At 74.4% G+C, this 24,795-nt stretch carries 27 protein-coding genes; 8 read left to right on the top strand and 19 right to left on the bottom strand.

Going from position 1 to position 24,795, the window contains the following annotated elements; all coding sequences use genetic code 11:
- Window positions 1–31: 31 nt before the first annotated feature.
- Window positions 32–922: a hypothetical protein gene (locus AB0O09_RS27955; RefSeq protein WP_363545957.1), complete on the bottom strand. Its 891-nt coding sequence runs from the start codon at window positions 920–922 to the stop codon at window positions 32–34.
- Window positions 923–1,188: 266 nt separating this feature from the next.
- Here AB0O09_RS27955 and AB0O09_RS27950 point away from each other — a divergent pair, with 266 nt between their 5' ends.
- Window positions 1,189–2,529, top strand: coding sequence for a M28 family metallopeptidase (locus AB0O09_RS27950; RefSeq protein WP_363546042.1), 1,341 nt, complete (start codon window positions 1,189–1,191; stop codon window positions 2,527–2,529).
- 52 nt (window positions 2,530–2,581) lie between these two features.
- On the opposite strand, the gene AB0O09_RS27945 is transcribed toward AB0O09_RS27950, so the two are convergent.
- Window positions 2,582–4,288: an acyl-CoA dehydrogenase family protein gene (locus AB0O09_RS27945; RefSeq protein WP_363545955.1), complete on the bottom strand. Its 1,707-nt coding sequence runs from the start codon at window positions 4,286–4,288 to the stop codon at window positions 2,582–2,584.
- Complete coding sequence (locus AB0O09_RS27940; RefSeq protein WP_363545952.1) at window positions 4,288–4,854, bottom strand: PadR family transcriptional regulator; 567 nt, start codon at window positions 4,852–4,854, stop codon at window positions 4,288–4,290. Before AB0O09_RS27940 ends, AB0O09_RS27945 begins: the two co-directional genes overlap by 1 nt.
- A 95-nt stretch (window positions 4,855–4,949) precedes the next feature.
- Here AB0O09_RS27940 and AB0O09_RS27935 point away from each other — a divergent pair, with 95 nt between their 5' ends.
- A complete protein-coding gene (locus AB0O09_RS27935) occupies window positions 4,950–5,993 on the top strand; it encodes a winged helix DNA-binding domain-containing protein (RefSeq protein WP_363545950.1) in 1,044 nt (347 codons plus the stop codon).
- 147 nt (window positions 5,994–6,140) lie between these two features.
- A complete protein-coding gene (locus tag AB0O09_RS27930) occupies window positions 6,141–6,560 on the top strand; it encodes an SPW repeat protein (RefSeq protein WP_363545948.1) in 420 nt (139 codons plus the stop codon).
- A 103-nt stretch (window positions 6,561–6,663) separates the two neighbouring features.
- On the opposite strand, the gene AB0O09_RS27925 is transcribed toward AB0O09_RS27930, so the two are convergent.
- Complete coding sequence (locus AB0O09_RS27925; protein ID WP_363545945.1) at window positions 6,664–8,058, bottom strand: class II fumarate hydratase; 1,395 nt, start codon at window positions 8,056–8,058, stop codon at window positions 6,664–6,666.
- Between the two features lie 104 nt (window positions 8,059–8,162).
- On the bottom strand, window positions 8,163–9,020 hold the full coding sequence (locus tag AB0O09_RS27920) for a carbon-nitrogen hydrolase family protein (protein WP_363545943.1): 858 nt from the start codon (window positions 9,018–9,020) through the stop codon (window positions 8,163–8,165).
- A gap of 108 nt (window positions 9,021–9,128) precedes the next feature.
- Between AB0O09_RS27920 and AB0O09_RS27915 the strand changes: the two genes are divergently transcribed.
- The gene (locus tag AB0O09_RS27915; protein WP_363545940.1) at window positions 9,129–9,452 is read left to right on the top strand and encodes a hypothetical protein; all 324 of its coding nucleotides are present in this window, start codon (window positions 9,129–9,131) and stop codon (window positions 9,450–9,452) included.
- A gap of 45 nt (window positions 9,453–9,497) precedes the next feature.
- On the opposite strand, the gene AB0O09_RS27910 is transcribed toward AB0O09_RS27915, so the two are convergent.
- Window positions 9,498–10,511 (bottom strand): chitinase, encoded by a 1,014-nt coding sequence (locus AB0O09_RS27910; protein WP_363545937.1) that lies wholly within the window; start codon window positions 10,509–10,511, stop codon window positions 9,498–9,500.
- A gap of 170 nt (window positions 10,512–10,681) precedes the next feature.
- On the opposite strand from AB0O09_RS27910, the gene AB0O09_RS27905 reads away from it, so the two are divergent.
- Window positions 10,682–11,053, top strand: coding sequence for an ADP-ribosylation/crystallin J1 (locus AB0O09_RS27905; RefSeq protein ID WP_363545934.1), 372 nt, complete (start codon window positions 10,682–10,684; stop codon window positions 11,051–11,053).
- A gap of 87 nt (window positions 11,054–11,140) precedes the next feature.
- On the top strand, window positions 11,141–12,409 hold the full coding sequence (locus AB0O09_RS27900) for a multidrug effflux MFS transporter (RefSeq protein WP_363545931.1): 1,269 nt from the start codon (window positions 11,141–11,143) through the stop codon (window positions 12,407–12,409).
- 7 nt (window positions 12,410–12,416) lie between these two features.
- Here AB0O09_RS27900 and AB0O09_RS27895 read toward each other — a convergent pair whose 3' ends face one another.
- From AB0O09_RS27895 to AB0O09_RS27840, 12 genes are all read right to left on the bottom strand, one after another.
- Window positions 12,417–13,340 carry a hypothetical protein gene (locus AB0O09_RS27895; RefSeq protein WP_363545928.1) on the bottom strand — a complete coding sequence of 308 codons (924 nt, stop codon included), beginning with the start codon at window positions 13,338–13,340 and terminating at the stop codon, window positions 12,417–12,419.
- Window positions 13,341–13,382: 42 nt separating this feature from the next.
- Entirely contained in the window at window positions 13,383–14,195 is an 813-nt protein-coding gene (locus AB0O09_RS27890; RefSeq protein WP_363545925.1) for a class I SAM-dependent methyltransferase, read from the bottom strand.
- A gap of 57 nt (window positions 14,196–14,252) precedes the next feature.
- The gene (locus tag AB0O09_RS27885; protein ID WP_363545922.1) at window positions 14,253–15,161 is read right to left on the bottom strand and encodes an ABC transporter substrate-binding protein; all 909 of its coding nucleotides are present in this window, start codon (window positions 15,159–15,161) and stop codon (window positions 14,253–14,255) included.
- On the bottom strand, window positions 15,158–15,877 hold the full coding sequence (locus AB0O09_RS27880; protein WP_363545919.1) for an ABC transporter permease subunit: 720 nt from the start codon (window positions 15,875–15,877) through the stop codon (window positions 15,158–15,160). Before AB0O09_RS27880 ends, AB0O09_RS27885 begins: the two co-directional genes overlap by 4 nt.
- Entirely contained in the window at window positions 15,874–16,533 is a 660-nt protein-coding gene (locus AB0O09_RS27875) for an ABC transporter permease (protein WP_359981093.1), read from the bottom strand. Before AB0O09_RS27875 ends, AB0O09_RS27880 begins: the two co-directional genes overlap by 4 nt.
- Window positions 16,523–17,608 (bottom strand): ATP-binding cassette domain-containing protein, encoded by a 1,086-nt coding sequence (locus tag AB0O09_RS27870; protein ID WP_363545916.1) that lies wholly within the window; start codon window positions 17,606–17,608, stop codon window positions 16,523–16,525. The genes AB0O09_RS27875 and AB0O09_RS27870 overlap by 11 nt, the downstream gene beginning before the upstream one ends.
- Before the next feature lie 100 nt (window positions 17,609–17,708).
- Complete coding sequence (locus AB0O09_RS27865; RefSeq protein ID WP_363545914.1) at window positions 17,709–18,107, bottom strand: rhodanese-like domain-containing protein; 399 nt, start codon at window positions 18,105–18,107, stop codon at window positions 17,709–17,711.
- Window positions 18,101–18,655, bottom strand: a complete 555-nt coding sequence (locus tag AB0O09_RS27860) for a cysteine dioxygenase family protein (protein ID WP_363545911.1) — start codon at window positions 18,653–18,655, stop codon at window positions 18,101–18,103. The genes AB0O09_RS27865 and AB0O09_RS27860 overlap by 7 nt, the downstream gene beginning before the upstream one ends.
- Before the next feature lie 373 nt (window positions 18,656–19,028).
- Window positions 19,029–19,235, bottom strand: coding sequence for a hypothetical protein (locus AB0O09_RS27855; RefSeq protein ID WP_030265795.1), 207 nt, complete (start codon window positions 19,233–19,235; stop codon window positions 19,029–19,031).
- Complete coding sequence (locus tag AB0O09_RS27850; protein WP_363545908.1) at window positions 19,232–19,621, bottom strand: hypothetical protein; 390 nt, start codon at window positions 19,619–19,621, stop codon at window positions 19,232–19,234. The genes AB0O09_RS27855 and AB0O09_RS27850 overlap by 4 nt, the downstream gene beginning before the upstream one ends.
- A gap of 112 nt (window positions 19,622–19,733) precedes the next feature.
- On the bottom strand, window positions 19,734–21,173 hold the full coding sequence (locus AB0O09_RS27845; RefSeq protein WP_363545905.1) for a HAMP domain-containing sensor histidine kinase: 1,440 nt from the start codon (window positions 21,171–21,173) through the stop codon (window positions 19,734–19,736).
- Window positions 21,170–21,880, bottom strand: a complete 711-nt coding sequence (locus AB0O09_RS27840; protein ID WP_363545902.1) for a response regulator transcription factor — start codon at window positions 21,878–21,880, stop codon at window positions 21,170–21,172. The genes AB0O09_RS27845 and AB0O09_RS27840 overlap by 4 nt, the downstream gene beginning before the upstream one ends.
- A gap of 227 nt (window positions 21,881–22,107) precedes the next feature.
- Between AB0O09_RS27840 and AB0O09_RS27835 the strand changes: the two genes are divergently transcribed.
- Together AB0O09_RS27835 and AB0O09_RS27830 are read left to right on the top strand one after the other, a co-directional pair.
- Window positions 22,108–22,374: a GlsB/YeaQ/YmgE family stress response membrane protein gene (locus AB0O09_RS27835; RefSeq protein ID WP_030265783.1), complete on the top strand. Its 267-nt coding sequence runs from the start codon at window positions 22,108–22,110 to the stop codon at window positions 22,372–22,374.
- Window positions 22,375–22,623: 249 nt separating this feature from the next.
- The gene (locus AB0O09_RS27830) at window positions 22,624–24,093 is read left to right on the top strand and encodes a glycoside hydrolase family 6 protein (protein WP_363545899.1); all 1,470 of its coding nucleotides are present in this window, start codon (window positions 22,624–22,626) and stop codon (window positions 24,091–24,093) included.
- Window positions 24,094–24,172: 79 nt separating this feature from the next.
- On the opposite strand, the gene AB0O09_RS27825 is transcribed toward AB0O09_RS27830, so the two are convergent.
- Window positions 24,173–24,691 (bottom strand): SMI1/KNR4 family protein, encoded by a 519-nt coding sequence (locus tag AB0O09_RS27825; RefSeq protein ID WP_363545896.1) that lies wholly within the window; start codon window positions 24,689–24,691, stop codon window positions 24,173–24,175.
- Window positions 24,692–24,795 lie beyond the last annotated feature (104 nt).

Raw genomic sequence — 24,795 nt, 5'->3', positions numbered from 1 at the left:
CTCCAGGTGGGGTCGGGTGGGGCGGCGGGTCTCAGGCGTGCCGGGCGAAGTCCTCCAGGGAGACGGTGTACTCGCCGCTCTCGGCCGAGTGCCGCACGCAGTAGGCGCGCGGGTACCAGCCGGGCACCTGCCAGGCCTGAGGCTGCTTGACCGGCCGGCACGCGTCGGCCGGGTCGGCGCCCTCGGCGGCCTGCAGCGCGGCGAGCGTGACCATCGGCTCCAGGAAGGTGATCCGGGCGTCGTAGGTGCCGTACACAAAGGTGCGGGTGAATCCTCCGCCGTGCCACTCCTCGCCGGTGAGGTCGGTGAGGTGGTTGCCCATGGCGACCTGGGCGAGGCCCTTGTCGGTGTAGTCGGCGGGCAGGTATTCGGGCGGCAGCGGCTTCGTCGCGGTCGCGTAGTCGGTGCAGTCGATCAGGATGCCGCACGGGCCGGGGCGGATCGCCTGCCGTTCGGCGTCGGACTGCAGGTAGAAGTGCACGTCGAAGTGGGGGCGGTCGTAGACCTTCGGCGGGCCGTGGCCGGCCGGGTCCCAGTCGAGCAGGGCGAAGTCCAGCGGCATCCCGGGCAGGCCGCGCAGGGCCCGGGGCAGGGCGAGCGCGTACTCGTGGCCGCCGGCGCACTCGTGCATGGGGTCGACGGTGCCGTCACCGTCCCGGTCGTAGCAGTGCCGGCCGTCGGCGGGTTCGGTGGGCAGGTCGGTCAGCGAGCCGCGGGTCAGGGCGACGCCGATCTCGACGGGCTCGTCGCCGCGCAGGCGGGCGTAGGTGTGTGCGGCGCCGTCGCCGAAGGGGACGGGGCGGCCGTAGACGGTGCGCAGGTGTTCGGCCGCGGCGGCCGGGGCGGCGGGCAGCAGGGCGGTGGCCAGCAGCGCGGCGGCCAGCAGGCGGCGGAGGGGGCGGGGGCGGGGGTTCGGCGGCACGACGGCAGGCCTTTCGCAGCGGGGGCACTCCTGGCCACTGTGCCGGGCACGGACCCGACCGGCGCCCGGTGCTGCTCCGTCCGGGGTCGAGCCGGTGAACGGGGGTCAGGCGAACGGCCGTTGCGTGAAGGCCTCTTGACGGAGGCTTGACCGAAGCCTGACTATCATGAGCGCGTCAAATTCACGGCCGCCCACCCCCACCCCACCGGGCGGCCGCACCGTCAGGTCCCGTTCTGCCCCACCGGAATCCGGAGTCCTACGTGTCCCTGCATGCCCTCCGGCGTGCGCAGCGGCGATCCCGCCTGCGCCGTCCCGCCGCCCTGGCCGCCGTCGCCGCCGCCACGCTCGCCGCGACGCTGCTCGCCCCCTCCGCGTCCGCCGGGCCCGCCCCCGCTGCCGCGCTCGCGGCGGCCCCCGACATCCCGGTCGCCAACGTCAAGGCGCACCTCGCCCAGCTGCAGTCCATAGCCACCGCCAACGGCGGCAACCGGGCGCACGGCCGGGCCGGGTACAAGGCCTCGGTCGACTACGTGAAGGCCAAGCTCGACGCGGCCGGCTACACCACCGCGCTGAAGACCTTCACGTACAACGGCGCCACCGGCTACAACCTGATCGCCGACTGGCCGGGCGGCGACGCCTCGCACACGGTGATGGCCGGCTCCCACCTGGACTCCGTCACCGGCGGGCCCGGGATCAACGACAACGGTTCCGGCTCGGCCGGCATCCTGGAGGTCGCGCTCGCCGTGTCGCGGGCCGGCCTGCAGCCCACCAAGCACCTGCGGTTCGGCTGGTGGGGCGCCGAGGAGTACGGCATGGTCGGCTCCAAGAACTACGTCAACAGCCTTTCCGGCACCGATCGTTCGAGCATCGAGGCGTACCTCAACTTCGACATGATCGGCTCGCCGAACCCCGGCTACTTCGTCTACGACGACGACACCAAGCTGGACAACCTGTTCAAGACGTACTTCTCCGGGATCGGCGTGGCCACCGAGCCGGAGACCGAGGGCGACGGCCGCTCCGACCACGCACCGTTCAAGAACGCCGGCATCCCGGTCGGCGGCCTGTTCAGCGGCGCCGACTACACCAAGACCAGCGCCCAGGCGAGCAAGTGGGGCGGCACCGCGGGCCAGGCCTTCGACCGCTGCTACCACGCGTCCTGCGACACCAGCGCCAACATCGACGACACCGCCCTGGACCGGATGAGCGACGCGATCGCCCACGCGGTCTGGACGCTCGGCACCGAGAGCGCGCCGCCGCCCGGCAAGGTCTTCGAGAACACCACCGCCGTGGCGATCCCGGACGCGGGGGCCGCGGTGACCTCCTCGATCACCGTCTCCGGGGTGGCCGGCAACGCGCCCGCCGCGCTGCAGGTCGGCGTGGACATCAAGCACACCTGGCGCGGTGACCTGGTGATCGACCTGGTCGCACCGGACGGCAGCAGCTACCGGCTGAAGAACTCCAGCTCCAACGACTCGGCCGACAACGTGATCACCACCTACACCGTCAACGCCTCCAGCGAAGTGGCCAACGGCACCTGGAAGTTGAAGGTTCAGGACGTGGCCGCGCAGGACACCGGCACGATCGCCGGCTGGAAACTGACCTTCTGACGGGCAGGGCGGAGGGGGTGCCGGAGAGGCGGCACCCCCTCCCGGGACCGACCTACGGCTGCATCTCGTAGGCGCCGGACAGCGCCTCGACCTTCGCCCAGACCCGGGCGGCGCGCTCGGCGTCGGCCACCGGGCGGCGGACGTGCGCCAGCGCCCAGGCGGCCTGCTCCTCGGTGGTGGAGGACTTGCCGTGCAGTTCGGTGGCGTGCGCGGAGAAGTCCCGCACCAGGGCGTCGAAGATCTGGTCCAGGACGTCGCCGTCGAGGCCGGTCAGCTCCGCCTGCTCCAGCACCAGCTGGCCGTAGACGACCAGCGCGAAGAGCTGGCCGATCTCCAGCAGGAAGTCCAGGTCCTGCTGCTGCTCGGCGCTCGGCGCGTGGGCGAGCAGCAGCGCGCAGAGGCCGTCCGCCTGCTCGCGGAAGCGGGCCACGTTCGGCACGGCGGCGTGCGCGTCGTAGGCGGTGCGCCAGTCGTGGAAGCGGATCGCGCCGAGGCCCCGGGCCGGGCCCTGGCGGAACAGGAACTCGTCGTCCGCGGCGTCCACCCGGTTCGGCACCGGCGCGAACCCGGCCGGGTTGAACAGGTAGTTGCCCATGAACTTGAGGATCAGCGCCAGGTTGACGTGGACGGTGCCCTCCAGCTTCGGCAGGCCGCGGATGTCCTTGGCGGCCTTGTCGAAGTAGGTGTCCGCCTCGAAGCCCTTGGCCGCGATGACGTCCCACATCAGGTCGATGACCTTCTCGCCCTCGGTGGTGACCTTCATCTTGGTCATCGGGTTGAAGAGCAGGTAGCGACGGTCCTCCGGCGAGGCGGTGCGGAAGTAGTCCACCGAGCGGGAGCTGAACAGCTTCATCGCGACCAGTCGCGCGTACGCGTCCGTCAGTTCGCGCTTCACGTGGGCGAACTCGGTGACCCGCTTGCCGTACAGCACCCGGTTGTGGGCGTGCGTCACGGCCTCGTACATCGCGTGCTCGCAGATGCCGATCGAGGCGGTGCACAGGTTGAACTTGCCGACGTTGACGGTGTTCAGCGCGGCGTCGAAGGCGGCCTTGCCGGTGTGCAGCACGTCCTCGGCGCGCACCGGGTACTCCTCCAGGCGGAACTCGCTGACGTACATCTGCGCGTTCACCACGTTCTTGACCAGGTGGTACGCCTCGTGCCGGCTGTCGGCGGCGAAGAAGACGTAGCCCTCCGGGCCCTCCACGTCGGAGCGGCGGCCGAAGACCGACACCAGGCCGGCCACGTTGCCGTTGCCGATGTAGTACTTGGAGCCGGTGGCGGTGAAGCCGCCCTCGCCGTCCGGGGTCAGCACCATGTCGGTGGAGTAGATGTCGGCGCCGTGGCTGCGCTCGGACAGGCCGAAGGCCATCACGTGGCCCTCGGAGAGCAGCTGCGCGGCACGGGCGCGGACGGCCTCGTTCTCGCTCTGCCAGACCGGGCCGAGGCCGAGGATGGTGACCTGCCAGGTGTACCAGTAGCCGAGGCCGTAGAAGCCGAGGATCTCGTTGAGCTCGGCGATCCGGGCGGTGTCCCAGCGCTTCGCCGGGTCGGCCGAGGACGGCGTCAGGAACTCCGCGAACAGGCCCTCCTTGGCGGCGAACTCCAGGAAGTCCGCGTACCAGGCGCGGTCGATGTAGGTGTCGATCAGCGCCTTCTTGCCGCGCGACTCGAACCAGTCGACGGTGGCGCGCAGCAACCGGCGGGTGGTGTCGTCGAACTGCGCGGGGTCGTAGGAGCGCGGGTTGAACAGCTGCATCATCAGGTCCCAGGGGTCGAGGGTGGCGTGGCTTGCAGGCGGTGCAGGGTGGCGAGCACGTCGTCCAGCCAGGCGAGGATCATCCGCTCGTACTCGATGCCGCCGCGCAGCACCACGTGCTGGAGGCGCTGCTGGGCGTCGAGGGCGTCCGGTTCGGGGAAGTCGCGCTGCTCGCCGGAGAGGTAGCGGGCGAGCAGGGCGGCGTGCTCCGCGCGGTGCCGCTCGACCTCGGGGACGAGCGCGGCCGGGTCGTCGAAGGCGGCGGCGCGGATCTTCACGGCGAGTTCGTGCCGGACGGTCTCCGGTTCGACCGGCTCGCGCAGCCAGCCGACCAGGACACCGCGGCCCGCCGCGGTCGCCGAGTACACCTTCTTGTCCGGCCGCCCGTCCTGGGCGACCTCCTCTGCGGCGACCCAGCCGTCCGCCTCCATCCGCCGCAGCACCCGGTAGATCTGTTGGTGGGTGGCCGTCCAGAAGCGCCCGATGGAGCGGTCGAAGCGGCGGGCCAGTTCGTAGCCCGACCCGGGCTGCTCCAGGAGGGAGACGAGGATCGCGTGCTCCAGTGCCATGCCCGCATCCTGCTATGCAACGAGTTGCATAGGCAATGCGGGTGCGCCGCGTGAGACGCACCTCACGCGGTCCACCCCGGCGGAAGAATGGCCGGGTGGACGAGGTGGAGCTGCTGCGGCGGCGGATGCAGGCGCAGTTCGGGCGGGCGCGGACGCGGGCCGCGGCGGCCGCCGGGGCGTCGGGGGGTGTGCAGGCGCAGGACGCCGGGGCGGCCCGGCTGGGGCTACGGGCGCGCGGCGTGGCGGACCCGGCCGAGCCGGGGCGGGCGCTCGCCGCGGGGGAGACGGTGGTGCTCGCGCTGATGCGCGGCACGCTGCACCTGGTGCCCGCCGAGGACGCGCGCTGGATGCTCGGCCTGTTCGCCGCCCGCAACCTGGCCGCCGGTGCCCGGCGGCGCCGCGAACTCGGGCTCACCGAGGAGGTCTGCGCCCGCGCCGGGGAGCTGCTGCCCGCACTGCTGGACGTGCCGCGCGGCCGCGCGGAACTCGTCCGGCTGCTGAACGGCCAGGGCCTCGGGATCGACCCGACGGGCCAGGCCCCGGCCCATCTGATGGGCTGGGCGACGGCGCACGGGCTGCTCTGCCGAGGCGCCGACGTGACGCCGCGCGATCCCGGCTACCTGCCGCTGCCGCAGGGCCGCCCCGCGCCCGAGGACCCGGCCGCCGAGCTGGCCGGCCGCTACCTGGCGGCCTTCGGTCCGGCGGAGGCCGCCGACTTCGCCGCCTGGTCCGGCCTGCCGGTGCGCGAGGCCCGGCGGGCCGTCGCCGCGGCCGGGCCGGAGGAGGTCGCACCGGGCCTGTTCGCGGCGCCCGGTGCCGGGTCGCTGCCGGCCGGGCCGCCGGTGGTGCGGCTGCTCGGGGCCTTCGACAACTACGTGATCGGCTACCGGAACCGGGACGCCGTGCTGGCGCCGGAGTTCGCCCGGCGGATCAACGCGGGCGGCGGGATCGTGAAGCCGGCCCTGGTGGCGGACGGCCGGGTGCTCGGCAGCTGGCGGCGGGAGAGGGGCGCCCTGGTGGTCGAGCCCTTCCGGGCACTGCCGGCGGCGGTGCGGGACGGGCTGGACGGGGAGGCCGAGGCGGTCGCCGCGTTCCTGCGGATCGATGCCGGGCTGAGGGTCGAGCGACCTGCCGAATGACGACAAATGGGTAATAATCAGGCGTAAAGGTTAGATAAGGGGCTCGACGGGTATGGGGGCAGTCGCCTGCCTCGTCACGGACCTTGGAGGTGGTTCCCGGTGTCGACCCAGCTTCCGGGTATGGAGCGCCATCCGGACATCCTTGCAATGCGTGAACACTACGAGCGCGTCACCTCGACGATGCTCGCGCAGGGCGTCGAGGCGCTCTGCATCATCGCCGGCATCTTCCTGGCGATCTCCCCGTGGGTGGTCGGGTTCGCCCTCTTCCCCGCCGCGGGCGGCATCCAGGGCGTGACCCTGAGCAACCTGATCTGCGGTCTCACCTTCGCCTTCCTGCTGGGCGGCTACGCGACCGCCTTCGAGCGCACCCACGCACGCGCCTACGCCGGACTGGCGCTCGGCGTCTGGACGATCATCGCCCCCTGGGCGACCGTCGGAGACCAGGCGTTCTACCGGACGATCTGGACCAACTGCGTGACCGGCGCCGTGATGGCCTGCCTGGCGGGTGCGGCGATCGCCATGGCGATGACCGGCATGTCCTCGAAGATGGGTAGGAGCCGCGGATGACGGAGACCGACACGGACAACCCTCCGACGGGTGCGGACCCCACGGTCCGCACCCGTCGACCGTTCCACCGGCCGTTCCGGCGACCCGGTCCGCGGACGGGCCGTCAGGGGCGGGTCATCCGCAGCACGTCCAGCGCCTCGTCCAACTGCGCCTCCGTCAGCAGGCCGCGCTCGACGTAGCCGCGCTCCAGCACCACCCGGCGGATCGTCTTGCGCTCGGCCAGCGACTGCTTGGCCACCTTCGCGGCCTCCTCGTAGCCGATGTACCGGTTCAGCGGCGTGACCACCGACGGCGAGGACTCCGCGTACTCCCGGGCCCGCTCGGCGTTCGCGGTCAGCCCGTCGACCGTGCGGTCGGCCAGCAGCCGGGCCGCCGACGCCAGCAGCCGCACCGACTCCAGCACGTTGCGCGCGATCACCGGCAGCATCACGTTCAGCTCGAAGTTGCCGCTCGCGCCGGCCACCGTCACGGTCGTGTCGTTGCCGATCACCTGGGCGGCCACCATCAGCACCACCTCGGGGATCACCGGGTTCACCTTGCCCGGCATGATCGACGAACCGGGCTGCAGGTCCGGCAGGTTGAGCTCGCCGAGACCGGTGCGCGGGCCGGAGCCCATCCACCGCAGATCGTTCGCGATCTTCGTGAAGCCGACCGCCACCGTCCGCAGCTGGCCGCTCAGTTCGACCAGCCCGTCGCGGGCGCCCTGGGCCTCGAAGTGGTCGCGGGCCTCGGTGAGCGGCAGCCCGGTCGCCCGGGCGACCTCCGCGATCACCGCGGCGGAGAACCCCGGCGGGGTGTTGATGCCGGTACCCACCGCCGTACCGCCGAGCGGCAGTTCGGCGACCCGCGGCAGCGTGGCACGCAGCCGCTCCACGCCGTACCTCACCTGGGCCGCGTACCCGCCGAACTCCTGGCCGAGGGTGACGGGCGTGGCGTCCATCAGGTGCGTCCGGCCGGACTTGACCACCTCGGCGAACTCGGCGGACTTGCGCTCCAGCGCGGCCGCCAGGTGCTCCAGCGCCGGCACCAGCTCGTTGCCGACCGCCCCCGTCGCCGCGACGTGGATCGACGAGGGGAACACGTCGTTCGACGACTGGCTCGCGTTCACGTGGTCGTTGGGGTGCACCGGCCGGCCGAGCCGCTCCCCGGCCAGGGTGGCGATCACCTCGTTGGTGTTCATGTTGGACGAGGTGCCGGAGCCGGTCTGGAAGACGTCCACCGGGAACTGGTCGTCCCAGCGGCCCTCCGCCACCTCCTCGGCGGCGGCCGCGATCGCCTCCGCCGTCGGCGCGTCCAGCACGCCCAGCTCCGCGTTGACCTTCGCCGCGGCGGCCTTGATCCGGGCCAGCGCCGCGATGTGCGAGCGCTCCAGCCGCTGGCCGGAGACCGGGAAGTTCTGCACCGCGCGCTGCGTCTGCGCCTGCCACTTGGCGGCCGCCGGCACCCGGACCTCGCCCATCGAATCGTGCTCGATGCGGAACTGCTCCTCGTCACCCATGGTGGGACACCTCCTGCACAGCACAACGCCCGACGGCTCGGCGTATTTCCTCCGGGGCATGCCACAGGTGTCCCCTCGCGCCCCTGATGGTGCTCCCCGGCGGGTCAGCTCAGGCCGGCGGTGGTTCGGGGCGGGGTGGTGGTGAGGCCGGGCTGGAGGAGGACGGGGTCGTCGGTGCGGGCGCGGGCCAGGGCGGCCGGGTCGAGGTCGACGGTGAGCAGCTCCGGTGCGTCCTCGGCGGCCTCGGCCAGCAGGTGCCCGTCCGGGCCCCAGGCGGCGCTGCGCCCGCAACCGGTGTACGGCCCGGAGCGGCCGACGTGGTTGGCCAGCAGGACGTACAGGGTGTTGTCGAGGGCCCGGGCGGGGAAGACGGTGCGGCGCTGGTGGGCGCCGGGGCCGGTGCCGAACAGGGCGCCCACCAGGTAGGCGTGGGCGCCGTCGAGGGCGGCGGCGCGGGCGTGCTCGGGGAAACCGGAGTCCCAGCAGACGCCGATGCCGAGCCGCCAGCCGTCGAGTTCCAGGGTGCAGCCGCCGGTGCCGGGGGAGAAGCCGGCGGCGCGCTCGTTGGGGGTGGCGAACTGCTTGCGGTAGACGGCGGCCGTGCGGCCGGTCCCGTCCAGGGCGAGGGCGGCGATGTGCAGCGTGCCGGTGTCCCGGTCGCGGACGGGGGCGCCGACCACCACGGCGGTGCCGGTCCCGGCGCAGGCGGCGGCCAGCGGGGCGAGCCGGGGGTCGTCCGGGGCGACGGTCAGGGTGTCCGGGTCGGCGGCGATGCCGGCGGTCTCGTAGCCGGTCAGGAAGAGTTCGGAGAGCAGCAGCAGCCGGGCGCCCCGGGCGGCGGCCCGACGGACCAGCGCGGCCGCGGTTGCGGTGTTCGCGGCGATGTCCAGCGGGACGAGCGGGGCCTGCGCCACGGCGACGCGGAGCGGGGAGGCGGGAAGCGTGTGTACAGGGATGCTCACGGGTCTCAATCCTTACATGTCCGACCGTCCGCACTCAAGGCCCCGGCCGGCCCGGACCCGTCCGCGTGGCGTGCGCCGCCGTTCCGGGCCCGGTGCCACCATGGCGCCATGACGGAACCGTCGGACCCGGCCGCGCGCTACGCGGAGATCGCCGAGGAGCTCGCCCCGCGGGGCGCGACGCAGTCGAAGATGTTCGGCATGCCCTGTCTGAAGGACGCCGCGGGCAAGGCCTTCGCCGGCCTGCGCGAGGGCGAGTTGGTGTGCCGGTTGGGCCGGGACACGCCCGCCCTCGCGGAGGCGCTGCGGCTGCCGGGCGCCCACCTGTTCGATCCGATGGGCGGCCGGCCGATGAAGGACTGGGCCTGCATCCCGCTCGGCGCGGCCGCCCACTGGGACAACTTCGCCGAGGCCGCGCTGATCGCCCCGCGCTGATCGCCCCGTGCTGGCCGCCGCCGCAGCGTCCCGGTGCCGCCCGGCTCAGCCGTGGTAGCCGGCGACGATCTTCGTGAAGGCGTACGCCGACTGGGAGATCCCGCTGCAGGAGTCGCCGGCCTGGGTACCGGAGGGGCAGGCCCGGTCCCGGTTGACCGCCCAGAAGGTGAACCGGGCCAGGTGGTGCGCCTTGGCGTAGTTCAGCATGGTGGTGAAGTCGCCGGTGGAGACGGTCTCGTCGGCCTCGTCGGTCTTCCCGTTCATCGAGGAGATGCCGATGTGCCGGTACGCGGTGGCGCTGTCGTAGCCGTACGCGCTCGCCACCGCCTTCTGCAGGCCGTCGGCGGCCTTGGTGGAGACGCTGCCCATGGAGCCGCTGTGGCTGCCGAAGTCGAAGGGCATGATCGTCCAGCCGTCGAGGGCGAGCCCGGCCGCGGCGCCCTTCTTGATCAGGTCGAGGCCGTTGGCGTCGGGGCCGGTGGGCGTGGTGCCGAAGGTCAGGTAGGTGCGGATGCCCGGGTTCCTGCTCTCGACCGTCTTCAGGGCGGAGACCACCCGCTGCCGGACGGCCGCGCTCGCCACCTCGGTGTTCTCGATGTCCACGTCGATCGCCTTGAGCCCGTAGGCGTCGATCACCTTCTGGTAGGCCGCGGCCAGGGCGCTCGCCGAGGTGCACTTCTCGCCGAGCTTGTTGCCGCTCCAGCCGCCGAAGGAGACCACCACGTCCCCGCCGGCCGCCCGGATCGCGTTGATCGCGCTCTGGTCGCTGCCGCCGGTCAGCGGTCGGCTGCCGTCCCACTTGGGGTTGCAGCCGCCGTCGCTGAGCAGGAAGGCGAGGGTGAACTGCTTGACCCCGGTCGCCGCCATCACGTCGGTCGGCTTCTGCGGGCTGCCCCAGCCGAGGTACTCGTACGGGGCGTTGAGGCCCACCGGGTCGGCGGCCGCGGCGGTGGCGGCCTGTCCGGCCGGCGCCAGGGCGAAGGTGCCGGCGGCGAGGGCGGCCGCGCCGGCGAGGGCGAGCGCGGGGCGGACGCGGCGCCGCAGGGCGTGCGAGGGCATGGTTCTCCGTTCGTCGTGGGTGTCGCGGGAACCGTCAGGAAAGTTTCCTAACTGCATCCGGACCCAGCAAAGCAGTCCCTCGTGTGCACATCAAGAGCCGGTGCCTTAAGGGAAGTTGAAGGCCGAAAATGCGTCGCCGGGCGGGGCCGGCGGCCGATACGGTCGAGTGTATGCAGACCACCACCCTCTGGCGTCCGACAGGCCCGAAGGAGCTCGCGCTCGTCGAGGCCTCCGGATGGCGCGCCTGGCCGCCCCGCCTGCCGGAGCAGCCGATCTTCTACCCGGTGCTCAACGAGGACTACGCCGTCCGGATCGCCCGGGACTGGAACGTGCCCGCCTCCGGCGCCGGCTACGTCACCCGGTTCGAGGTCGAGAGCGCCTACCTGGAGCGCTTCCCCGTCCGGCAGGCCGGCGGCGAGACCATCCTCGAACTCTGGGTCCCCGCCGAGGAGCTGGCGGAGTTCAACCGGCACATCGTCGGCACCATCGAGGTCGTCCGCAGCTTCGGTGCGGCCGAACGGCCGGACGCCGCCCGAGCCTGAGCGGGCACGCCGGGTTACGGTACGAATCCCGGCACCCGCGGCCGGCCGCGCCGAGCAGCCACCACCGATCCGATCCCGAGGAGCGCCATGGCAGGCCCGACCGTCGACGCCGGCGGCGAGCGGACCACCCCCGCCGCCGGCCCGGCGACCGCTGCCCGGCCCGGCCGGGCCACCGTCGCCGCCCTCGGCGGCCTGGTCGCGCTCGGCCCCTTCACCACCGACCTCTACCTGCCGGCCCTGCCCTCGCTCGCCGCGGACCTGCACGCCACCGCACCCGCCGTCCAACTGACCTTCACCGCGCAACTGTTCGGCATGGCCGCCGGCCAGCTGGTGTTCGGCCCGCTGAGCGACCGGCACGGCCGCCGCCGCCCGCTGCTCGCCGGCATCGCGGTCTACTCCCTCGCCACCCTGGTCTGCGCCCTCGCCCCCGGCCTCGGCGTGCTCGTAGCCGCCCGCTTCGTGCAGGGCGTCGCCGGCGCGGCCGGCCTGGTGATCGCCCGGGCCGTGGCCCGCGACTGCTACGAGGGCGTCGCGATGATCCGCTTCATGGCCTCGCTGGCGATGATCTCCGGCCTGGCCCCGATCGTCGCGCCCGTGCTCGGCGCCCAACTGCTGCACGTGACCGACTGGCGCGGCACCTTCGCCGTCCTCGCCGGACTCGGCGCCGTCCTCACCGTGCTCGCCGCGGCCGCCCTGCACGAGTCGCTGCCGCCCGAACGCCGCCACCGTGGCGGCCTGACCACCACCCTGCGGGCCGTCGGCGGGCTGCTCCACGACCGGAGCTTCCTCGGCTACGTCCTCACCAGCACCTTCGCCTTCGGCGCGCTCTTCGCCTACGTCAGCGGGTCCTCCACCGTGCTGCAGGAGGTCTACCGGGTCTCGCCGCAGACCTACAGCCTGCTCTTCGCCGTCAACTCGGTGGCCCTGATGGCCTCCACCCAGCTCAACGGCCGGGTGCTGGTCACCCGGCTGCGCCCCGACACGCTGATGCTGCTGGGCCTGGTGACCGCCGGGGCGGCCGGGCTCGCGCTCACCCTCTTCACCGGGGTGTGGGACCTCGGCCTGGCCGCGGTCTGCCCGGCGATGTGCCTGCTGATGGCGGCCATGGGCGTGGTCGGCCCGAACTCGGCGGCGCAGGCGCTCACCACGGCCCCGCACGCGGCAGGATCCGCCTCCGCCCTGCTCGGCCTCGGCACCTTCCTCTGCGGAGCCGTGGTCGCCCCGCTCAGCAGCGCGGGCGGGGAGCCGTCCGCGCTGCTGCTGGGCGCGGTGGTGCTCGGCAGCGCGCTGCTCTCGCTCACGGCCTTCCTGACGCTGTGCCGGCCCCGCAAGCCCTCCGCCGGGCAGGCGGCGTAGCGGTCTGTCAGCGGCGGCCGCGGGCCAGCAGGGCGGCGCGGGCGCGGCCGGCGAAGTCGGCCTGGGCGGCGGTGGCCACCGGGTCCTGGGCGGTGCCGCCGGGCTTCACCGTGCCGGCGACCGTGTAGTAGCCGTAGCGGCCCACGGCCGCGTGGGTGTTGGCGCAGCCGGCGCTGGTGCAGTACGAGGTGTGGCCGGCCGGCACCAGTCCCTGGACCTGGCCCTTGTGCCCGGCTGCCACGGCGTCGGCCTGGGCCTTGGTGTCGAGGACGGCGATGCCGACGGTCACCGCGCTGGAGCCGGTGGTGTAGGTGGCCCGGAGGATGCTGCGGCAGCCGTGGGCGGCGAGCACGTCGCCGAGGCCGCCGGTGGTGGCCTTCCAGCAGGGGTCGGTGGTGGCGGTGGTGAGCCGGGTCCAGGTGCGGCCGTCGACGGTGGCGGTGGCCGGGAAGAGCGCGGCCGGGTCGAGCGGCGCCGTGTCGGTGGCGGCCGAGGAGATGACCGTGAGCGGGTCCGCGGGCGCGGCGGAGGAGGGTGCGCCGGCCGAGGTCCGGGCGCCACTCGGAGAGGTGCTCGGGTGCGCCGAGGGGCTGCCCGGGGCGCCGGGGGAGGTCGACGCCGCGGCCGAGGTGCTCGGCACGGCGCTCGTTCCGGCGTCGACCGGCTCGGAGCCGGCGGGACCGCCGGTGGCGGGGGTGCCGCTGCCGGCCGCCGTCGGGGTCCCGCCCCTGCGGTCGGAGCCGGACAGTCCGACCGCGGTGGCGGTGATCCCGCCGACGACCAGGGTGGCGGCGACCACGCCACCGACGATCTGCAGCTGCTTGCGGCGCTTGACCTCCTGCTGGTGCCGGTCGGCCATCGCCGCCCAGTCCGGCTCGCCCGCGCCCGCCGGTCCGCCCCACCCCTGCACCGTGCTCCGCCCGTCAGTCATGCGCGCGATCCTACGATCTGACGGTCCTACCGGCGCAAACCGTCAGCTCGGGGCGGTCGCCGCGGTCAGCAGGTGGCCGCTGATGCCGAGCAGGGAGGGCTCCGACTCGGTGGTGCGCAGGGCCGTGAGCACGGTGTCGCGGCGCTCCGGGTCGTCCAGCCACGTGTTGACGTCGCCCATCAGCCAGGCCGCGCCCTCCAGCCCGTACTGCCGGGCGTCCGACAGCCCGGCGGCGGCGAACTCGTCGAGGACGTCGGCCGGGTGGTGGAACCAGGCGGTGGTGAAGAGCGGGTTGTCGGCGGTGCCGCCGAGCAGACCGGTGGCCGCGCAGGCGTCGGTGGCCGCGCGCGGGCCGGGCTCGAAGTAGCGGCCGACCCGCAGCTGGTCGTGCAGCCCGGCGTACCGGTTGATGGTGGCGGCGACCACCGCACCGCCCGGTCGGCAGACCCGGCGGGCCCCGGCGAGCGCCCGGAGCCGGTCGGCGCGTTCGGTCAGGTGGTAGAGCGGCCCGAGCAGCAGCACCGCGTCGTACGAGCCGTCGGCGGCCTCCAGCGCGCGGGCGTCGCCCAGGGCGGCGCGGACGCCGGGCAGCGCGGACGCCTGCTCGACGTGCAGCGGCACCGGGTCGAGCAGGTGGACCTCGTGCCCGTCGGCGGCCAGCCACTCGGCGTGCACGCCGGCCCCGCCGCCGACGTCCAGCACCCGCAGCGGGGCGGGGCCGAGCAGCCGGCGCAGCACGTCCTGGGTGCGCCAGAACTCCAGCCGGTTGTGCTCGCGCTGCAGCCGGCCCTGTTCGGCCCCGCGGTTGTAGTAGTCGAGGATCTCCGGGCGGACGGTCACGGTGTCGTCGGTCATGCGAACCATCATGATCGTCCGCCCGGTGCCGGTCACCGGGTTTTCGGGTGCCGGCGGTCAGCCCAGGCCGTTGGTCTTCAGCCAGTCGGCGGCGACCGCCGACGGGTCCTCCTTGTCGACGGCGACCCGCTTCATCAGGGCGGTGAGGCCGGCGGTGTCGAGCTTGGCGGAGACGGCGTTCAGCGCGGCCGTGGCGGTGGCGTCCACCCCGGCCCTGTTCACCAGCGGGACGACGTTCTGCACGCTGAAGAGGTTCTTCGGGTCGGCGAGCGCGACCAGGCCGAGCTGGACGATCCGCGGGTCGGTGGTGAAGACGTTGCCGACCTGGACGGTGCCGTCCTTGAGCGCGTTCGCGGTGGTGTCGGCGGTCGGCTTCCACTCCTTGAAGGTCAGCCCGTAGACGTCCTTGAACTGCTGTTCGCGGCGGGACTTGAACTCCGGCGGCCCGCCGACCACCAGGTCGCCCGCCTTGCCGGCGAGGTCCGCGACCGAGGTGAGCTTCAGCCGGTCGGCGGTCTCCTTGCTGACCGTCAGGGAGTCCTTGTCCTCGGCGGCGGCCGGGTCGAGGATGCCGAGTTCGGCGGGCAGCCTGCGCCCCAGCTCGGCGTCGACGGCCTCGGTGCCGACGGCGGTGGTCTTCGGGTCCAGGTAGGCGAGCAGGGCGCCGTTGTACTCGGGCAGCACGGTCAGGCTGCCGCTCTTGAGCTGCCCGTACAGCACCTCGCGGCTGCCGATGTTGAACTTCTCCTCGACCTTGACGCCCTTGGCCTTCAGCGCCCGGGAGTAGATCGAGGCGAGCAGCACGTTCTCCGGGAAGTTGGCGGAGCCGACGACGACGGTCCTGCCGTCGGCGGGCTTGGCGGATCCGCCGTCGGCGGCGAGCGGGTCGCCCGACGAGGAGGAGCAGGCCGCCCCGCCCAGCGCGAGTGCGGCGGCGGTGAGCGTGCGGACGAGTCGGGCGGTCATCGGGCTTCCTTCGTTCGAGGCGTACGGGTACGGCGGGCACGGCGGGTGGTGCGGGTGAGCCGGGCCTGCGGCGGCGAGGCGCGGCGGATCAGCGGGGCGAAGAGCAGCTGCGCGGCCACGGCCAGCAGGACGACCAGCAGGGCGCCGCCGACGGTGGCCGGGTAGTCCTTGGTGGCCAGGCCGTCGACGACGTAGCGGCCGAGGCCGCCGAGGCCGACGTAGGCGGCGACGGTCGCGGTCGCGATCGTCTGCACGGTGGCGGTGCGCAGCCCGGCGAGCAGCACCGGCGCGGCGGCGGGCAGGCAGACCTGCCCGAGCACCTGGCGGTGGGTCAGTCCGATGCCGAGCGCGGCGTCCCGGACGGCCGGGTCGGTGCCGCGGACGCCCTCGGCGGCGGCGACCAGCAGCGGCGGCGCGGCCAGCGCCACCAGCGGGACGAGCACGGCGGTGTCGCCGACGCCCGCCAGCAGCACGGCGAGGGTGACCAGGCCGAGCGTGGGCAGTGCCCGGGCGGCACCGGTCAGCGCGGTCACCACGAAGGTGCCGCGGCCGGTGTAGCCGATCAGCAGCCCGAGCGGGACGGCGAGCACCGCGGCCCACAGCAGGGCCTCCCCGCAGAACACCAGGTGCTCGGCGATCCGGTGGCCGATCGCGTCGGGTCCGCTGCGCCGGGCGGGGGCGGTGAAGAAGGTGGTCAGCCAGCCGAGCCAGTTCACCGGGCACCTCCGGCGGCCCAGGGGGCGAGCAGCCGGCGGGCCAGCACCAGCAGCAGGTCGGTGGCGAGGGCGAGCAGCACGACCAGCGCGATCCCGGCGAGGATCGGGGTCGGGAAGGTCCGCTGGAAGCCGTCGACGAAGAGGTAGCCGAGGCCGCCGCGGCCGACCAGGGCGCCCACCGCGGCGAGCGAGATCGAGGAGACCGCGGCCACCCGCACCCCGGCGACCAGGTACGGCACGGAGGCGGGGAGTTCGACGGCGGCGAGGCGGTGCCAGGGCCCGTAGCCGAGGGCGGTGGCCGCCTGCCGGACGTCCTCCGGCACGGCCCGCAGGCCGTCGACGGTGGCGGGCAGCAGCACGGCGAGCGCGTAGCAGGTGAGCGGCACCATCACGGTGGCCCGGGTGGCGAGGCCGGTGTACGGGATGAGCACCACGAAGACGGCGATCGCGGGCAGCGCGTACACCACGTTGAAGACCGCGGCGAGCGGTTGGTAGAGCCGGGGCAGCCGGGCGCAGAGGAGGCCGAGCGGGACGGCGGCGAGCAGGGCGATCAGCACCGGGACGAGGGAGATCACCGCGTGGTCCAGCGCGAGGTCGCGCAGGTAGCCGAGGTGGTCGCCGATCCAGTGCCAGCGGACGAGCGGTTCACCGTCCACCGGCGGGCTCCCCGACGTTGGGCCGCCCGGAAGCGGTCTCCCCGGCGGCGGCCTCCGGGACGGCCGGGCCGAGCGCGGCGAGCACGGCGGCCCGGGTGGCCAGGCCGGTCGCCCGGCCGTCCCCGTCCACGGCGACGGCGGCGCCGGCGGGGGAGAGCACCGCGGCGTCCAGGGCGGACCGCAGGCTGTCGGCGGCGGGGGCGAAGACGGGGGCTGGCCGGCGTTCGCCGTTGCCCTCCCAGGCGGTCGGGCGGCCGCCCGCGTCCACCGCCAGCCGCCAGCCGTGCAGGTCGGTTCCGACGGGCAGCAGCGCGACCGCGGCGGCCGGCCGCAGGCCGAGCCCGCGCAGGCCCCGGTCACGGCCGAGGAAGGCGGCCACGCCGTCGTCCGCGGGCGCGGTGAGCAGGGTGTGCGGGTCGGCGCACTGGGCGATCCGGCCGTGCTCGCGCAGCACCACCACCTGGTCTCCGAGCCGCACGGCCTCCTCGATGTCGTGCGTCACGAACAGCACGGTCTTGTTCAACTCGGACTGCAGCCGCAGCAGTTCCTCCTGCAGACCGGCCCGGACGACCGGGTCGACCGCGCTGAACGGCTCGTCCATCAGCAGCACCGGCGGATCGGCGGCCAGCGCGCGGGCCACGCCGACCCGCTGCTGCTGCCCGCCGGAGAGCTGGAAGGGGTAGCGGCGGGCGGTCTCCGGCGGCAGGCCGACCAGCTCCAGCAGTTCGGCGGCCCGGGCCCGGGCCGCCCGGCGGTCCAGGCCGAGCAGCCGGGGCACGGTCGCGATGTTGTCCAGCACCCGGCGGTGCGGGAACAGCCCGGCCTGCTGGATGACGTAGCCGATGCCCCGGCGCAGTCGGGCGGCGGGCAGCGAGGCGACGTCCTCGCCGTTCAGCAGCACCCGGCCGGAGGTCGGTTCGACCATGCGGTTGACCATCCGCAGCAGGGTGGTCTTGCCGCAGCCGGACGGGCCCACGAGCACGGTTATTCGGCCGGCCGGGACGTCGAGGTCCAGGCCCTCGACGGCGACGGTGCCGTCCGGGTGGCGCTTCGCGGCGCCCTCGAAAGTGATCACGTGTGGTTCCAGGGTGCTCTGCTGTTCTGACGCGGCATGAGGTGCGCACGCATGAGGCGGATGTGACAAACAAACACCTGATCGAATCCCCGGGGGTCCGTCAGGCCAAACCCCCGTCGGCCGAAAGGGTGGGCAGACCGGCCGCCGCCCAGGAGACGTAGCCGCCGTCCAGGTCGGTCGCCCGGTGCAGCCCGAGCTCCCGCAGGCTCGCCGCGGCCAGGCTGGAGGCGTAGCCCTCGGAGCAGACCACGATCCAGTGCACCGCGTGGTCCACCGCCTCCGGGATCCGGTGGCTGCCCGCCGGGTCGAGCCGCCACTCCAGCACGTTCCGTTCGATCACCAGCGCGCCCGGGATGCCGCCCTCGCGGGCCCGCTGCGCCACCGGCCGGATGTCCACCAGCAGCGCCCCCTCGGCCGCCGCCGCGAACGCCTCCGCCGGGCCGGGCCGGTGCACCCCGGCCCGGGCCCGCGCCACCAGCTCCTCCACCGTCGTCACCACTGCTCCGGTCCCTCCTGCGCGGTGCGGACCAGGCCGCCGGCCCGCAGGTCGTAACGCGTCATCCCGCTCAGCGGCGGCGAGTACGCGTGGATCGTCACGGCCGGCCCGGCCGAGGTGTTGCGCACGTCGTGCAGGTACGCGGCGCCGAACGCCCGCACCGCCCCCGGCGCGACCCGCCGCACCAGCAGCCCGTCCTCCGGCCCGCCCAGCGACAGTTCCTCCAGTTCGCCCAGCGCCACCGCGAACGCGCCGCGCGAACCGCCGTGGTCGTGGAACCCGGTGGACTGCCCCGGCAGCCAGCTGATCAGCCACACCTCGTGGTCCTCGGCGCTCACCAGCCGCTCGTACCAGCGGTCGCCGGTGGCCAGGCGCACCCGGTGGATCCAGCGGTCGGGCTGCTCGGCGAGGTCACGGACGATCGCCCGCAGGGCGTTCGGCGACAGCGGACGGGCGGTGCCGCCGGACTCGGGGGCGGTGCTGTCCGGGCCGGTGGCAGCGGTGGCAGCGGTGTCGGGGGCGGAAACGGGTACGGCGAAGTCCAGGCTCATGACGTGTCCTCGGATGACCGGAGGGGCGGCGGGCGCACCGGGCACAGCGGTGCGCCGACCGAAGGAGGGGGAGTTTCAGGAGCGGACGGTCCCGGACGGCACCCGACGGATCAGGCGCCGGCCCCGGAGAACGGCACGGGGCGGGGAGGAACCGTCAGCGGGCACACATGTCGCTCGCCTGGCGTCGCAGATCGACGTGCAGGCGGCAGACCAGAGCGGTGCCGGGCTTCATGCGCCGATCGTTCACGACGGGAGAGGGCCGCGTCAAGCCGCGTCCACCCGGCGGAAGGCGCACCCGGCCGCCCGGCGCACCGCGAACGGCGGAGCGGCCCGCCCCGGATCGTCCGGGACGGGCCGCTCGGCGGGCGGTGCGTCAGTTGTTCTGGGTGGCGTCGCTGTCCGCCTGCGCGGCGGCGCTCTCCGCCGCGTCCAGCTTCTGCTGCATCTGCTGGGTTTGGCCGTCGTCCTGCTGCGACTGCGCGGCCTTGTCGCCGCCGCCCTGGTGCGGACCGCAGCCCGTCAGCAGCAGCGCGGCGGCCGCGGCGAGGGCCGCCACCGCGGCACCGGCCCGGCGGCTCACTTGGAGCCCGCCGAGGACGAGCCCTGCTTGCCGCACCAGTCGGAGACGGCCTTCAGGTCCTTCTGGCGGAGCTCCAGCGTCGGCACCAGGGTCTTGCGGAAGTCCAGCCGGTCGTTCAGGTAGGTGTACACCTCGGTGTGCCCGGCGGACTTCGCCTCGGCCACCCGCTTCTCCAGGCGGGCCACCGAACCGACCACCGTGGCATCGCCGTTCAGCCGCTTCAGGGCCTTGTCGAGGCGGGCCTGGGTGGCCGGCACGCGCTTGCAGATCGCCTTGGCGCCGTCGCCCTTCGGGGTCTCGGCGGCCTGGGCCGGGGCCGCACCGGCGAGCACGGAGCCGGCCAGGGCGAGTGCGCCGATCGCGGCGGCCTTGCGGTTCATGGGCATGTCGGTCTCTCCTCCGGATACCTGGTTGATCGGACGCCGGGGAGCGTAGGACGGCTTCTTGTGGAAACCCTGTGACCGCCCGGAGCCCGGCCCCGGTGCGGGGCCGCGGCGTTCAGCGGGTGATCCAGTCCCGGCGAGCCGGCAGCACCAGGGTCGGCTCCTCCGGACGCAGCAGCGGCAGCCGCACCTCGAAGCGGCAGCCCGTGCCGTCCGGCCCCTCGGTGACCGCCACCGTGCCGCGGTGCAGCGCCGCCTGCTGCGCCACCAGGGTGAGGCCCAGGCCCGAACCGGGGCTGTCCTGCCGCCGGTGGAAGCGGGCGAAGACCGCCGTCCGCTCCTGCGGCGGCACGCCGGGCCCGCGGTCGTCGACCGTCAGCACCGCCGAACCGCTGCGCCCGGCCCGCAGCCGGACGGCGATCCGGGCCGGGCCGCCGTCCGTCCGGCCGTGCACCGCGGCGTTCCCGATCAGGTTGGCCAGCAGGATGCGCAGCCCCGCCTCCCAGCCGAACACCCGCACCCCGGGCGCCGCTTCGACCTCCAGCCGGGCCTGCGGGTGCCGCCGGCCGGCCTCCGCCGCAGCCGCCTCCACCAGCTCGCCCAGGTCGAGCGGGGCGAACGCCGACAGCTCCACCAGGTCGCCGCCGGCCAGTGTCCGCAGCGCGTTCAGCAGGTCCTCCAACCGGCCGTGGTCCTCGGCGAGTTCGCCGACGATCTCGGCCCGGTCGACGGGCGGCAGGTCCGGATGGGCGGCCAGCACGTCCAGGTTGGTCCGCATCGCCGTCAGCGGGGTGCGCAGTTCGTGCGCCGCCGCGGAGGAGAACGACCGGGCCGTCTCCAGCGCCTGCGCCGTCCGGCCCGCCTGCTCGTCGTAGCGGGCGAGCAGCAGCGAGAACGCGGCGGCGAGTTCGTCGACCTCGGTGACGCCGCTGCGCCGGTGGTCGAGGGAGCCCGCGCCGGTGCGCGGGTCGAGCGCGGCGGCCCGGCCGCTCAGCGTCCGCAGCGAGGCGGTCGCCCGCCCCGCCAGGCCGAAGGCCAGCAGACCGGCGGCCGGGGCGGCCAGCACCGCGACCAGCAGCACCCGCCGTCGGACCGCCTTCACCTGCGGGTCGACCGCCGTGGACGGCTGCACCAGCCAGAGCGTGCCCGGGGCCGTGCCGTCCACCGGCACCGCCAGCACCCGCCAGGCCCGCCCGCCGTCCCGCACCGTCGCCGGGCCGGACCCGGCCGCCGGCAGCACCACGGACTCGACCGGCTGCGGGCCCACCGCCAGCCGGACGGCGCCGTCCGCGGCCGCCAGCCTGACCCCGGAGTCCAGTGCGCCGTCCAGCACCTTGCGCTGCTGGTTCTGCTCCGCCTTCGGCCGGTTGCCGGCGCTCGCGGCGAGCAGCGTCCGGGCGTTGGGCAGCACCGCGGCCGCCCGGGCCCGCAGCACCTCGTCCTGCTGGCGCAGCAGGTCCCGGTGGACGAGGCCGAGCAGCAGCAGCCCCGCGGCCAGCACCAGCAGCGGCACCAGCACCGTCACCGACAGGGCGATCCGGGTGGAGAGCTTCACCGGGCACCCCCGTCGGAGGGCACCCGCAGCACGAAGCCCACACCGCGAACGGTGTGGATCAGCCGCGGCCGGCCGCCGTCCTCCAGCTTGCGGCGCAGGTAGCTGATGAAGGTGTCCACGGCGTCGCTGCGCACGTCGAAGTCGTAGCCCCAGACCCGGTCGAGCAGCTGGTCCCGGGTGAGCACCAGCCCGGCGTTCCGGACGAGCTGCGCGAGCAGCTCGAACTCGCGCCGGGTGAGGTGCAGTTCGGCGCCCTCCCAGTGCACCTGGCGGGTGGCCGGGTCGACGGTGAGCGGGCCGGCGCGCAGCAGGTCGGACGGGGGCGCCGGGCGGCGGCGGAGCAGGGCGTGCAGCCGCAGCACCAGCTCTTCCAGGGCGAACGGCTTCACCAGGTAGTCGTCGGCGCCGGCCTGCAGGCCGGCGACCCGGTCGGCGAGCTCGTCCAGGGCGGAGAGCATCAGCACGGGGGTGTCGTCGCCGCGGGCCCGCAGCGCCCGGCAGACCTCGGTGCCGCTGAGGCCGGGCATCGACACGTCCAGCACCAGCACGTCGGGGGAGTCGGCGGCGGCCCGGGCGAGCGCCGCCGCGCCGTCCGCGGCCACGCCCACGGTAAAGCCGCTGAGGCGCAGCCCGCGCTCCAGCGAGCGGCGGATCGCGGCGTCGTCGTCCACCACCAGCACCCGGCCGGCCTGTGTGCCCGCGGTCATCGGCGCCTCCTCGTGTCGGGCCCGTCCGGCCCGGGGCCGCCGACTCTCCCACACGCGGGCGGCGGCGGTCACGGCGGGAGCCGGGGCGGGGCCGGGGGCAGCACCGGCACGGGGGCGGACCGCCCGGGCGGGTGTTCGGGCGGTGTTCGGGAACCGGGCGGGACGTGCCGGACGTCCTTCGGGGCACCGCGGTTCGGCGTTGGACCCCGGAGGGCAAGGAGACAGGTATGGGTTTCATCAGCTGGATCGTCCTCGGCCTGATCGCCGGGGCCATCGCCAAGTTCCTGCTGCCCGGGCGCGACCCGGGCGGCCTCATCGTGACCACGCTCATCGGCATCGCCGGCTCGTTCGTCGGCGGCTGGATCTCCTCGACCGTGCTGCACCGGCCGGTGGCCAAGGAGTTCTTCGACCTGGCGACCTGGGTCTCCGCCATCGGCGGCGCCCTGGTGCTGCTGATCGCCTACCGCCTGCTGTTCGGCAACTCCCGGGACTGACCGCGCGCCCCGGCGGGCCCGCTGCGGGCCCGCCGGCGGCGGATTTCTTCACTCCGTTACGGGAGCGCTCCCACCAGGGCAGATCCGACGCCGGTCTCCCGGTCGTCGAACATCGTCGAAAACTCCTTCTGCACAAGGGATTACGCCCACGGCCGGGCGCGGCTAGCATCTGCCCCGGCCGTGCGGGAGCGCTCCCATATCCGGCGGCCGTCCCATCCTCTCCCACCCGAGAGCACGCGGAGGACCACTGTGAGCACCCCCGACGGCGTCCGACGGGCCGCCCCGGCACCCGGCCGCCCCACCCCGGACCGCCCCCGGCACGCCGCCCGCCGAGGCCGCGCCGCAGCCCTGGCGCTCGCCGCCGGCGCGGTGGCCGTCTCGGTGCTGGCCGGCACCCAGACCGGCGCCGGCGCCGCCGTCCAGGGCAGCCTGCCCGCGGACACCCAGTTCTGGAAGGACCCGGCCTCCCAGGTCGTCAAGTGGGTCGCGGCCAACCCCAACGACTCCCGCACCCCGGTGATCTCCAGGCGGATCGCCAGCCAGCCGCAGGGCGTCTGGTTCGCGAACTACAAGCCGGACACCGTGACCTCGGACGTCCGCGCGATCACCGGCGCGGCCTCCGCGGCCGGCCAGGTGCCGGTGCTGGTGGTCTACGAGATCCCCAACCGGGACTGCGGGGGCGCCTCCGCCGGCGGCGCCCCCGACCTCGCCGCCTACGACGCCTGGGTCACCAAGTTCGCGGCGGGCCTCGGCAGCGGGCGCTCGGTCGTCGTCCTGGAGCCCGACTCCATCGCGCTCACCACCTGCCTCTCCGCCCAGCAGCAGACCGACCGCTTCGCCTCGCTCTCCCGGGCCGGCGCGGCCATCCACGCGGCCGCCCCCAACGCCAAGGTCTACCTGGACGGCGGCCACTCCACCTGGAACAGCGCCTCCGAGCAGGCCAACCGGCTGCGCAGCGCGGGCATCCTCACCAACGCGGACGGCTTCTTCACCAACGTCTCCAACTTCAACACCACCTCGGGCGAGGTCGGTTACGCCAAGTCCGTGCTCTCCGCCCTCGGCAACCCGGCCAACCTGCACGCCGTGATCGACACCAGCCGCAACGGCAACGGCCCGGCGGGCAGCGCCTGGTGCGACCCGACCGGCCGGAAGATCGGCAACTACCCGACCGCGGCCACCGGCGACGCCGCGATCGACGCCTTCCTGTGGGTGAAGCCCCCGGGCGAGGCCGACGGCTGCGCCGCCGCCGCGGGCACCTTCGTCCCGGACATCGCGTACCAGCTGGCCCAGAACGCCACCGACCCGAGCACCCCGCCGACCAGCCAGCCGCCCACGTCCCAGCCGCCCACCTCGCAGCCCCCGACGTCCCAGCCCCCGACCAGCCAGCCGCCGACCGGCAGTGCGGCCTGCTCGGTCGCCTACAAGACCAACTCCTGGACGGGCGGGTTCACCGCCGACGTGACGGTCAGGAACACCGGCACCGCCGCGATCACCGGCTGGACGCTGAAGTGGACCTTCGGCGGCGACCAGAAGGTCACCAGCGCCTGGAACGCCAAGGTGACGCAGTCCGGCACCGCGGTCACCGCCACCGACCTCGGCTACAACGGGGCACTGGCCGCCGGCGCCTCCACCGGCTTCGGCTTCCAGGCCACCTACGGCTCCGCCAACCCGGCCCCGGCCGCCTTCACCCTGAACGGCTCCGCCTGCACCCTCGCCTGACACCGCGGCACGCCGCACGGCACGGCCGCCGACCGCTTCCCCACCGCGGTCGGCGGCTTCCGCGCGTCCGGCCACGTGCTCAGCGGCAGAGCTCGAAGACCATGTCCTCGAAGTCCGGGTGCCGCCGGGCGGCCTCCGCGGCCACCTCGGCGGCCGGACGGCGGGCGCCCGGCGCCAGGCGCTCCGCGACGGCGGCCAACTCCGCGTTCGGACGGGCCTCCCGCCCCGGGTGCTCGACCGCCTCGCGCGGGCCGGACCCGTCCGCGAGCAGCCACAGGTACGAGGCCAGGTCGCAGGCGACCACCCCGGTCTCGCCCTCCGACCCGAGGAACACCACCGGCTGCTCGGCCAGCGGCCGCCCGGGGTGCGCCAGCCAGATCGCGCCGTAGCCCCCGGTGCCGTCCTGCCCGAACACCCGGAAGGCGTCCCCGTCCAGCTCGGGGTTGCCCGTCCAGGCGCGCAGCCAGTCCGTGGTCTCCTCGGCGCTCAGGAAGGCGTCGTAGGGCTCGAAGTCCACCCCCTCGCCCTCGTCGAAGTCGAAGCCGAGGCCGGCCACCTCGGCGAGGGCGGCGGGAAGGATGCGGTCGTCGTCCGTCATGCCTGCAGGCTAGTGCCGCGTCAGGCGACCTTCGCCCCGTCTCGACGCCCGGCACGCACTCTCGCCGCACCGGACGGAAGTCCGAGTACGTCCAGTACGAGGAC

Source organism: Kitasatospora sp. NPDC093679 (assembly GCF_040683455.1).
Classification (GTDB): domain Bacteria; phylum Actinomycetota; class Actinomycetes; order Streptomycetales; family Streptomycetaceae; genus Kitasatospora; species Kitasatospora arboriphila.
The sequence above is the reverse complement of the archived record's forward strand: the minus strand, read 5'-3'. Positions and strand labels throughout refer to the sequence as shown.